The organism is Rhodococcus sp. P4_B6, from assembly GCF_056402215.1.
In genome coordinates, this window is record NZ_JBFUHV010000239.1 from 1 (window position 1) to 10,273 (window position 10,273).

Consider the following 10,273-nt stretch of genomic DNA (forward strand, 5'->3'; position numbering starts at 1 on the left):
GGATTCGGCGGATTAGTCGGTGCCTCGCCGGTGTTGAACCTAGGACGGAACGGCAAACATCGTTCCTGAGGAGCAACGCACCGATGCACTCCTCACGAGGGAGTGCATCCTCAGCGATCCGACCTGGACCGGTGGGTATCGGAGCGGTAAGGAGTGGTCATGACCATGGCACGCTCACCCGTGTGCTGTGATCCGGAAATCTGTCTCGCCAAGCATCTGCCACGCGATGTCACCCGCAGCGCGCTCGGCCACCGGCGGGTCACGATGAACCTCGACATCACCGACCACGGCAAATGGACCGTCCGCATCGACGAAGGCACCGTCACGTACCGACGCGGCGGGGTTGCGCACCCGACAAGCACCGTCCGCACCGACGCGGCCACTCTCGGCGACCTGCTCGCCGGCCGCATCAGCGTGGCCGACGCTTTCCTGTCCGGAGCACTCGAGATCCGCGGCAGCATGACAACGGTCCTCGCGATCGGCGGTACCTTCGCGCCCGACGTCGAATTGCCGACACGGGCACGTGCCCGCGAGACCAGCGCCTACGGGGTGCACACGGGATACCTCGAAGCGGGTGACCCGGACAAACGGCCGGTGGTGCTGCTGCACGGTCTCGGCGCCAGCAACTCCTCCATGCTGCCGGTGCTGGCAGACCTGGCATCGGACCATCGGGTGATCTGCCCCGATCTTCCTGGGTTCGGATCCTCGGCGGCCCCGGCCTGGCGTTACACCCCCGAACAGTTGCATCGCTGGTTGCGGGCCTTCCTCGATGCGGTCGACGCCCGCGGCGCCGCGCTGATCGGACATTCTCTCGGCGGCCGCGTCGCTCTCGAACTCGCGCTGCGCGACCCGGATGCTGTTACCGGGTTGGTGCTGGTGTGTCCGGCGATGGCCTTTCGTCGCCGGCGCCGACTGACCTCACTGGCCCGGTTGCTTCCGCTGGATGTGGCGCGGCTTCCCCTCGCCGTGCCGCCGCGGCTCCTCCACGCGGGGGCCCGTGCCGGGCTGCGGGCCCTGCTGGCGGATCCGGGCGTGGTGCCGCGGCACTGGTACGAGGCCGCAGCTGACGAATGGGAGCTGTCGTTGCGGCATGCCTCCCGCCGCCGGGCGCTGTGGTCGGCGCTGCTCGGCCTGTATCTCGACGAGCCGTTCGGGGAGACAGGCCTCTGGGACCGGATCGCGGGCCTCGAGGTGCCCGCGCTATTCCTGTGGGGCGACCGCGACACACTCGTTCCGGCCCGATTCGCCCGGCACGTCACGAGCGCCGTTCCCACCGCCCGGTCGGTGACGCTGCACGCCTGCGGGCACGTACCCCAGTTCGAGCGGCCCGAGATCACGCTCCGTCTGATCCGCGAGCAGCTCGCCACCACAGCCCAGCGGGGTGCGGTCAGGCAGCGACAACCGATGAGCGCACGACGCGGCGCGAGACGATCCCCCCACTCTGCCGGAGCCCGTGGCCGACGTGAGTCGACCCGCTCGAACACTGGGCGCATCGCCTGAGTTCCGAAACCACGACCTGGCTCTACTGCGGTGGCACGGGGTCGATATAGCGCAGTGGGGCATGTGCATTCAGCAGCCAGGCTCCGCCCTTCGCAGTCTGCCCGATGGGGTACATGCGTGTTCCGTCATCGCGCGTGCATGCGGCCAGCCCGGTGAGGACTTCGCCGTGGGTGCACCACAGGGTGCCGGCGAGTTCGCTGGTGTCCAGCGCGGCACACAGGTCGTCGGGAGCCGCATCCGGGGCGAGCAGCGGATGTTCGTGGATGGGCAGGCGGTGGGCAGCGGCCAAGGGGGCGAGGGTGTCGAGGCAGCGGGTCGTCGGGCTGCAGTACAGGATGCGCAGCTCGACTCCGGCGAGTGTGCCGACGAGGCCGGTGGCCTGGTCACGTCCCAGGGCGCTGAGGGGCCGGTCGGCGTCGGGCCCGCCCCAGTTCTGCTTTCCTATCGCATGGGCGTGCCGAAGCAGGACGAACATCCCAGGGCCTCCCTCGACGAGAGCGTGCGTGTGCGGGTCAGCATAGGCGTCGGGGCCGAACGGATCGTGCAGATTCGCGCAGCACGGAACGGGGGTGCGAGAGGGCGTCCGGCATTACCGAGAGGACCCTGGCCGATACGCGAGGCGTGACTCCCACTCGGCCAGTGATGCGGTGGCGTCAGCGTGCCGTTCGGGGGATCCCAGAGGGGGACATGCGTCCATCGCGAGATCTACCAGAGCATGGGCGACGGTCAGCACACTGAGGTGATGACGGTGCGCGACGCGGAGCAATTCTTCGAAGGCATCGGTTTGGCTGCAACGGCGTAGTGCGATCACGATGCCTTCCGCCACCGACAGCGTTTGCCGTCCATCCATCGCATGATCGACGCCGACCCCATCACGTTCGGTGATCGAGTTGGATTCGGGCACAGTCGTCATGGGCATCATCTCCGCGATGTGCCTTCAGTGTACGACCGCGGATCGGGCCTGCGACTCGACTTTGCCCGCCTGCGCATGCCGGCGTTTCCGCCCCAGGTGGGGCTGTAAACCTGCGTATGTCGGAATTGACCATGCCTATCTGCGGGTTCCATCGGCCCGGAAATCGGGTACCAACTGGACATGGACAGCACAGAGGGTCGGCGCGACGCCGCATGGAACCGCCGGGTCCGCGACGAAACCGAGGTCCAGCGACTCGACCGCAATTGGAGCAACCTGCTGCAGGAACTGCGCGTCGTGCAGACAGGTGTCCAACTCTTGACCGGCTTCTTGCTGACCCTGCCGTTCCAACAGCGGTTCGAGGAAGTGTCGGATGCGCAGGAGGTGATCTACCTCGTGACCGTCGCCCTCTCGGTCACCGCGACGATGATGTTGGTCGCGCCGGTCGGCATTCACCGACTGCTGTTCCGTCAGCATGCCTTGCCCACCCTCGTGGCGACCGGACAACGACTTGCGATCGGCGGCATCGCCGTCCTGGGTGTCGCCCTCGTCGGCGTGGTTCTGCTGATCTTCAGCTTCGTGGTCGACATGGCCGCCGGGATCATCGCGGCCGCGGTGGCGCTGTTGATGTTCTTCGGATTCTGGATTCTGCCGGCGCTGTCGCACCGCCGCTCCATCGACGACGCCGAGCGGTGAGGTGCAGACCGAACTCATGGTGTCGACACAGCGCGAGCGGGAACACAAGTACGACGTGGACCGAGATCTACTTCGGTCGTCCGGCTTTGGTCGGGCGTCGCTGTGGCGTCCGGGAACCCTTCGGTCTCAGGCGCGATCGATCGCGGCGCTCTGGTGTCTCGCCGCGGTGTGCCTCAGCGTCACGGTGGCGCTCCTGCGCCCTGGTCTACTGTTCGCATTTCCTCGCGAGGACCCGCTGATCTGGGCGCTCGTGATGGTGTTGTACCCCTTGCTCAGTGTGTATCCCCAGGAGCTGATCTTCCGTGGGTTCGTGTTCCGCAGGTACGCAACGGTTTTCGGCGAGGGTGCTCGGATGGTCGCTGTGAGTGCCGTGGCATTCGGCTTTGTACACATTGCGTTCGGCAGCTGGATATCGGTTGCGATGACGATCGTCGGCGGGTGGATTTTCGCTTCGAGATATCGTCGCACTCGATCGCTGTTCACGGTCTCTGTCGAACACGCGTTGTACGGCATGCTCGTCTTCACGGTTGGTCTCGGCCAATACTTTTATCACGGAGCGGCGGGCGCCCAGCTTTGCCCGGCCGTATCGGTCGCCCCGCTCGCGGGTGGACCGTCAGCGTGGTGGCCAACCCACGGCGTCGAACACGGCGATCGGGTCGAGGTAGTCCCGCCAGTGCGAGATCTCGCCGTCACGGAGTGTGAGCACGGAGATGTACCGGTTGGAGTATCGCTGTCCCGTTCCCACCACGTGGCCCTCGGACGCGTACTCGAGCACCACAATTCCTGTGGTCTGGTCGTGGTGGACGGCCAGGTCGAAGCAGCGGTCGAGAACGATGGTGGTGCCGTAGGGGCGGTAAAGCTCGGCGACCGCGGAACGGCCCTCGACATGCCGGGGGTACCCGGGAACGGTGATCACGTAGTCGACGGTGATGTCTTCTGCGAGGAGGTCGAAGAAGTGACCGGGCTCGACCAGTCCGTCCACACCTTGTTCGATGATTCGAAAGAACGGTTCGAGCGCGGCGAAGTCCGCAAGGTCGGCAATGGGCGCCTTCACAATGTCACCCTACTTCCACATCCCGTCCGTTCGGCGTCAGATTGAGCGATGATGGGATCAATCGCGGCGACGATCTCGGAGTGCACGCGGGAGGAGGAGCTACCGGTGAAGGCAGTCACGTACTCCGAGTTCGGGCCGCCGGAAGTCCTCAGTGTCCGTGAGGTTGCGCGACCCACACCGAAGCCGGACGAGGTGCTGGTGCGAGTGCACGCGACGACGGTGACGAGGGCCGAGACCCTCATGCGCAGGGGGTCGCCCCGCTGGGGACGTCTCGTCCTCGGCGTCTCTCGGCCGCGGAGGAATCGGCGGATTCCCGGGCTCGAGTTTGCCGGAGAGATCGAAGCGGCGGGCGCGGACGTGCGCCGATTCGCTGCCGGCGACCAGGTTTTCGGATTCGCCGGATTCCATCTGGGTGCGTGCGCCGAATACGTCTGCTTGCCCGAGTCCGCGTCGCTCGAACGGAAGCCCGCCGGTATCGGCTTCGAGGAGGCGGCCGCCGCAGTCGACGGACCCTCGACGGCGCTGTACTTCCTTCGCGACAAGGCGCACGTCCGCAGCGGCAGACACGTTTTGGTCAACGGCGCCTCCGGGAGCATCGGTACCGCCGCGGTGCAACTTGCCAAACACCTCGGCGCCGAGGTCACCGCGGTGTGCAGCTCCCGTAATGCCGATCTGGTCACCGACCTGGGCGCCGACCACGTCATCGACTACCACACGGAAGACTTCACCGCCCACTACGAGACCTACGACGTCATATTCGACACCGTCACCGCGACCTCCTTCGCGCGATGCCGACGGGCGCTCACCCCGCGCGGCTGTTACGTCCCCACGACCGGCCTGATCAATTGGCCGCTCGGTGCGTGGACTGCGCTGCGCGGCGGGCGCACCGTTCGGCCGGGGATGTCCGTTCAGAAGCAGGGAGCACTTGCCTATGTGAAGGAACTGATCGAATCCGACGGATTCCGCATAGTCGTCGACCGCAATTTCCCGCTGGATCGGATCGTCGACGCGCACCGATACGTCGACCTGGGCCACAAGGTCGGCAACGTCACGGTCACCGTCAACGGTTGACGTGTCCGGTCAGGACGAGTGTCTCGTCGTACCCCAGTGGTCGACCTCGGCCGTCAGCCTCCCGATCGAGGCGGCACCGCTTCGTCACTCTTTCTTCGGCGGAACGCGGAATGTTGCCCATTCCCGTCTGGTCATCACTAATACAACCGCTGTTTACCGAGACGGATTCGATCCCAGCCGAGACGAGGCAGTCGCTCCGGCGGTCAACCGACTGCGCGTCCTCGGAAGACCCGGCTCTCGAGGACGGGGACGGCGGTGCTCCGGTCGACTTCGGCGGCGATGGCGACGTCTTCAGGGTATCCCGATGCGCGCAATTCTCGTCCTGACGCAGACTCCGCGAGGGACTGCGGGAGGGTGTCCGCGACGGCGCGCCAGGCGGTGATGGCCATCAGGGCTTCCGGCGAGACCTCGGCGTCCCAGCCCGTCGCGGTCAGTGCGCACATCACGGCGCCGGCACCCCACAGGTCTTCGATCGCCGGCCGGAGTTCGCCGCCCGGCCACTTCTCACCGGCGGCGATCACCGACACCACCGACCTCGGCGTGTAGTGCCGGGCGATCCAGCCGGCGACCGCGGTCGCATTCCGTAGCGAGGCTCCGACGCACACCCCGGATCCGGCGCCGAGTTCGAAGCAGATGCTCGATCCGTTCGGTGAGGGGAGGACCAGGCGGCGCGGCGCGGTGGTGCGTCGAATCGTGTTCGGCGACAAGCTGATCTGACCGTGCGCCACGCGGCTGCGCCTGACGGCGAGAACCGCGTCCGACTCACTGGCGTAGCGCTCGGCGGAATCGTCGTTCCATCGGTACGGCAGCACGTCGATGCCGGCATCGACCGCCACGGTCAGAGTGGTGGTGAACGAGAGGACGTCCACCACGACCGCGACGTCGGCGGCGGCCCCGACGGCTTTCGCCCCGGGCAGGCCCCAGTCGAACCGCAGTCCGTACTCCAGTTGGAGACGTTCGCGATTCACGGCGACTCCCTCGGATTCGGTTGCTCGTCGTGACGGTTCCCCGTCGAGGTGAGCGCGACGAGGGCGGTGAGCACCGTGGTGACCGCGGCTCGCGGGGCGCCGGGCAGCAGCGCTGCACCGATGTCTCGGGTCGCCCGGGGATYGTCGAGGAGTATCTGCGCGCAGCCGGGTGGGGGAGTGTCGGCGGCAGGCATGATGCCGACGCCCAAGCCGGATGCCACCAGGCCGGACACGGTCCGCAGGTCCTCGCCTTCGAACGCGATCGTGGGGAGGGCGCCGGCTCGCGCGAACAGGTCGTCGACGGATCCGCGGAGGCCGTAGCCCGGCTTGAGCGTGATGATCGGTTCGGATGCGAGGTCGCGGATCGTCGTCGATGTCGAGGCGGCCTGCGGGTGCTCGGCGGGCACCAGGACGACGAGTGGCTGTTCGAACAGCGGCGTGACCGTCAGTCCGTCCGGCGGAGGGTTGAGACGAGAGGCGAGGGCGATATCGGCCTCCCCGTTGACGAGGGTGTTCAGGCACGTGCGCCGCGCGCCCTGGCTGAGGACGAACCGGATCGCCGGATCCTCCGCGCGGACGATCCGAATCAACTCGGGCACGAGGTGCTCGCCGAGCGACGTCTGAAAGGCGATGCGAACGGTTGCTCGCGTCCTTCGGTCCTGGGACCGGACGGCGTCGAGGCCGTCCACCACCGCCTCGAGTGCGCGTTGCGCGTACGGCACCAGTGTCCGGCCTGCATCCGTCAACCGGACGCCACGCCCGTCCGGTTCCAGGAGTGGTGTGCCGAGTTGCTTCTCCAGCCGGCGGACTATCCGGCTGACCGTGGGCTGGGGCATTCCGAGCATCGCGGCGGCAACGGTCACGTGTTCGACCTCGCCGAGGGCGACGAGGACGGGAAGGTGCGGCAGCAGGGCCTTGACCGCCTCGCTATTCATGACTCAACTGTATGAGCCGCGTGCCGAAAGTGCATTGGATTCATCGGTTGTGTCGCCATACCGTCGACTGCATGTCCGCCACGCATTTCACCGAGAAGGACACCGACGAGCCGGCCGCCTCTGGAGATGTACCGAAGGAGTCGAATCGGGACCGCCGGCTCTCGGCGGCCCTGTGGTGTGCGGGCCTTGCGACCTTCGCGCTGATGTATGCGCCGCAAGGACTCCTCACGCAAATCGGGCACGACGCGGCCGTCAGTGCCGCACAGGCGTCGCTCCTGGTCTCGGCGGCCACCCTCGGGCTGGCGTTGTCGGTGCTGCCGTGGACCCGGTTCTCGGATCGAGTCGGACGCCCCACCGCGATGCGGTATGCGGCGGCAATCGCCGGGCTGCTCGCCGTGGCCGTCCCCTGGCTACCCACGTTCGAGGCCCTGGTGGCGGGACGATTCGTCCAGGGTGTGGCACTCGGAGGACTACCCGCACTGGCGATGACGCTGCTGCACGAGGTCGCGGCCCCGGCGCGGACGGCCGTGCTGGCCGGTTCCTACGTTGCCGCAACATCTTTGGGTGGGTTGGGTGGCCGGCTTCTGGTCGTCCCGGTGGCGGATCACCTCGGGTGGCGTCCCGCGCTCGTGATTCTCGGAGTGGGCCTGGCCATTCTGATGGCCGTCTTGATCGTGCTGTTACCAGCCGGGCAGGGGCAGCGCTCCACCGTCCCGTCCGGTGGCAGTCTCGCCGTTCACCTGCGGGATGTCCGGCTGCTGGCACTGTTCGGCATCGGTGCGCTGCTCGTCGGCGGCATGGTGGCGGTCTTCAACTACCTTCCGTTCCGCCTCGAGGCGGCCCCCTACCATCTGGCGCCGACGGTGGTGTCGCTCATCTTTCTCGCATATCTGGCGGGTACTGCGGGCTCCCGCGCCGCGGGCTGGCTTGTCGGCAGGCTCGGCCACCGAACCGTGCTCGTGCTGGCCTGCACGTTCATGGCAGGTGGGACGGTGCTCAGCCTCGACGCGTCGCTGACTCTGATCCTCGTCGGTCTGGCCGCGGTGACCGCCGGACTGTTCGTCGGCCACGCCGTCGCGTCCGGCATGGTCGGCGCACACGCGACAACGGGCCGTGCACAGGCGACGGCACTGTACAACGTCTCCTACTACGCCGGATCCAGCCTGTTCGGCTGGGTCGGAGGTATCGCCTGGGCGAGCGGACACTGGGCCGGCGTGGCCGTGCTGGTCCTCGTCCTGACGATGCTGGCCCTCGTACTCGCCGTTCTCCCGAAGACGAACCCGCCGCGGTGAATCTCTGCGGTGGGCCGGGGCTACTGTCCGCGGGCAGACCTGTTGTAATGGGGGACAAGAGACAAGGGGGAGGGCGCTTGATGACTGACGTATTCCTACTCGGTGCCGTGCTGTCCGGCGGCATCGGTTTCTTGGGTTTGGCGGTCGCACTGTTCGGGGGAGCGGAACCGAACCCTCTGTGCGCGCGTACATTCGACGGCCGTACCGAAGTCTGTGACGATTTCCGGTCCTGACCGGACACGTGAACGTCGGTCGGCCAACCGATTTCTCGTATGTCGATCGGCAGGTGGATAGCGCGTCTGTTCGGAGAATTCGACCTATCGGCGGTCCAGTCGCGATCTTTGCGACTGGACCGATGATTTTCTGCGGATCCGGGAGTCCTACTCGTCAGACGATGTGGCCGACCGAAGGAGAGAAACGTGGAAGATGTCTGGTCGATGGTGCACGCGGAGCGTGCCGCGCTGATCGACGATCTCGGGAACTTCGACGACGAGCGGTGGGACGAGCCGTCGCTCTGCGGGGAGTGGACCGTCCACGACGTGGTCGCTCACCTGGTCGACACCGCTCGGACGACGCGACTCGGTTTCGTGATCGGGCTCGCCCGGGCGCGGTTCGACTTCGACCGCCAGAACGCTCGCGGCGTGGAACGCGAACGCGGGGCCTCGCCGCAGGAGACGTTGGAGCGGCTTCGCCGGGTGGCGTCGCGCACGTCGACGCCCCCGGCGCCCCTCGACAGCCGGCTCGTCGAGGAGGTCGTCCACGGTGAGGACATCCGTCGACCGCTGGGCCTCACCCGCTCCTACCCGGCGGACGCCGTCCTCAGATCGCTCCGCCTGCAGACGCGCACCCCGGCGTCGTTCGGCGGCGCCAAGGAACTGGTTGCCCGTGTCCGGCTGACGGCCACGGACGCCGACGTATCGATCGGCGACGGTCCGGAGGTGAGCGGCACCGCCCTGTCCCTTCTTCTGGCCGTCTCCGGCAGGAGGGTGGCGCTGGACGACCTCGACGGACCGGGAGTCGGCACGCTGGCGATGGCGATCTGAGATCGTCCTGCAGGGATGCGGCGTCAGCGGCCCCGGTACGTCGTCATTCGAAGGTCACCTCGGTTCCCCTCATGGTCGGCGCGCCGACGAGTGTCGTCCAGCTCGGCACGTCCTCCGGTGCCATGCCCCCGGCCTGGCCGTAGACGACGTCGAGGGTGTCCTGTTCCATCTTCGAGCCCGCGTAGCTCGCGGGCGTGACCTGAGCTCCGTACCCGGGGACCTGGTCGGGGACGCCGGCGGGCGCGGGGAAGTACCCGATGGTCGACGGTCCGGGGTTCCGCGACGGCACCTGGTAGGAGCCGTCGTTGAACGATCCGCCGGGGTATTGAGGGAAGTTCGCACCCGGTGCGGTGACGTTGTCGTAGCAAGCCGGTCCGCGGTTGTCGAGCAGGCGCGGCTCGTCCTGGTTGGGCACGTAGCGGCCCTTCGGGTTGACGAACTGCACAGTGCCTCGGCCGCCGGGATACGGATCGTCGAGCGCGAGCAACTCGAGGGCGATCGTCGCCGCCCTCACGAAGGCCGCCAGGGTGCAGCCGAAGCTCGGTGAGTAGCGGCCGAGGAGCTGCAGCGCTTCCCGCGAATCGGCGGCGATCGTCACGATGCTCCGGGCGTTCGCCTGCACGAGGTCCGCGGTGGACGCACTCGTTCCGGTGAGTGTCACGAGCAGGGTGGAGATCTCACCTTGCTTCTCCACCAGAGTGTTTCCGGGGGTCCGCAGATTGTCGAGGGCGTTGAMCAGATCGGGCGCCGCCTCGGAATACGTCTGCGAGAAGTCCGCCAGACCGCGCAGATCCTCCTCGATGG

The 10,273-nt window shown here is 67.3% G+C and carries 11 protein-coding genes and 1 pseudogene; 6 read left to right on the top strand and 6 right to left on the bottom strand.

Annotated features, from left to right (window positions below; translation table 11 throughout):
- Positions 1–159 precede the first annotated feature (159 nt).
- Positions 160–1,500 carry an alpha/beta fold hydrolase gene (locus AC1DWT_RS46395; RefSeq protein ID WP_241031557.1) on the top strand — a complete coding sequence of 447 codons (1,341 nt, stop codon included), beginning with the start codon at positions 160–162 and terminating at the stop codon, positions 1,498–1,500.
- Between the two features lie 22 nt (positions 1,501–1,522).
- Here the strand turns inward: AC1DWT_RS46395 and AC1DWT_RS46400 are convergent, their stop codons facing one another.
- Both AC1DWT_RS46400 and AC1DWT_RS46405 read right to left on the bottom strand, forming a co-directional pair.
- The gene (locus AC1DWT_RS46400; RefSeq protein ID WP_206015321.1) at positions 1,523–1,975 is read right to left on the bottom strand and encodes a SixA phosphatase family protein; all 453 of its coding nucleotides are present in this window, start codon (positions 1,973–1,975) and stop codon (positions 1,523–1,525) included.
- Between the two features lie 114 nt (positions 1,976–2,089).
- Positions 2,090–2,422, bottom strand: coding sequence for an ANTAR domain-containing protein (locus AC1DWT_RS46405; RefSeq protein ID WP_477925841.1), 333 nt, complete (start codon positions 2,420–2,422; stop codon positions 2,090–2,092).
- Between the two features lie 171 nt (positions 2,423–2,593).
- Between AC1DWT_RS46405 and AC1DWT_RS46410 the strand changes: the two genes are divergently transcribed.
- Together AC1DWT_RS46410 and AC1DWT_RS46415 are read left to right on the top strand one after the other, a co-directional pair.
- Complete coding sequence (locus tag AC1DWT_RS46410) at positions 2,594–3,106, top strand: DUF6328 family protein (protein WP_206015322.1); 513 nt, start codon at positions 2,594–2,596, stop codon at positions 3,104–3,106.
- Between the two features lie 253 nt (positions 3,107–3,359).
- Positions 3,360–3,602: pseudogene (locus AC1DWT_RS46415) on the top strand (CPBP family intramembrane glutamic endopeptidase); the annotation flags it as partial.
- Between the two features lie 117 nt (positions 3,603–3,719).
- On the opposite strand, the gene AC1DWT_RS46420 reads toward AC1DWT_RS46415, so the two are convergent.
- Positions 3,720–4,160 (bottom strand): nuclear transport factor 2 family protein, encoded by a 441-nt coding sequence (locus AC1DWT_RS46420; RefSeq protein WP_206015323.1) that lies wholly within the window; start codon positions 4,158–4,160, stop codon positions 3,720–3,722.
- 105 nt (positions 4,161–4,265) lie between these two features.
- Between AC1DWT_RS46420 and AC1DWT_RS46425 the strand changes: the two genes are divergently transcribed.
- Positions 4,266–5,231: an NAD(P)-dependent alcohol dehydrogenase gene (locus AC1DWT_RS46425; protein ID WP_206015324.1), complete on the top strand. Its 966-nt coding sequence runs from the start codon at positions 4,266–4,268 to the stop codon at positions 5,229–5,231.
- 203 nt (positions 5,232–5,434) lie between these two features.
- Here the strand turns inward: AC1DWT_RS46425 and AC1DWT_RS46430 are convergent, their stop codons facing one another.
- Together AC1DWT_RS46430 and AC1DWT_RS46435 are read right to left on the bottom strand one after the other, a co-directional pair.
- Complete coding sequence (locus AC1DWT_RS46430) at positions 5,435–6,199, bottom strand: 2-phosphosulfolactate phosphatase (RefSeq protein ID WP_206015325.1); 765 nt, start codon at positions 6,197–6,199, stop codon at positions 5,435–5,437.
- Positions 6,196–7,134, bottom strand: a complete 939-nt coding sequence (locus AC1DWT_RS46435) for a LysR family transcriptional regulator (RefSeq protein ID WP_477925842.1) — start codon at positions 7,132–7,134, stop codon at positions 6,196–6,198. Before AC1DWT_RS46435 ends, AC1DWT_RS46430 begins: the two co-directional genes overlap by 4 nt.
- 11 nt (positions 7,135–7,145) lie before the next feature.
- On the opposite strand from AC1DWT_RS46435, the gene AC1DWT_RS46440 reads away from it, so the two are divergent.
- On the top strand, positions 7,146–8,426 hold the full coding sequence (locus AC1DWT_RS46440) for an MFS transporter (protein ID WP_206015327.1): 1,281 nt from the start codon (positions 7,146–7,148) through the stop codon (positions 8,424–8,426).
- A gap of 419 nt (positions 8,427–8,845) precedes the next feature.
- Positions 8,846–9,469 (top strand): maleylpyruvate isomerase family mycothiol-dependent enzyme, encoded by a 624-nt coding sequence (locus AC1DWT_RS46445; protein ID WP_206015328.1) that lies wholly within the window; start codon positions 8,846–8,848, stop codon positions 9,467–9,469.
- Between the two features lie 43 nt (positions 9,470–9,512).
- Here AC1DWT_RS46445 and AC1DWT_RS46450 read toward each other — a convergent pair.
- Positions 9,513–10,273: MCE family protein (locus AC1DWT_RS46450; protein ID WP_477925843.1), on the bottom strand; the 761-nt coding region annotated here is incomplete at its 5' end.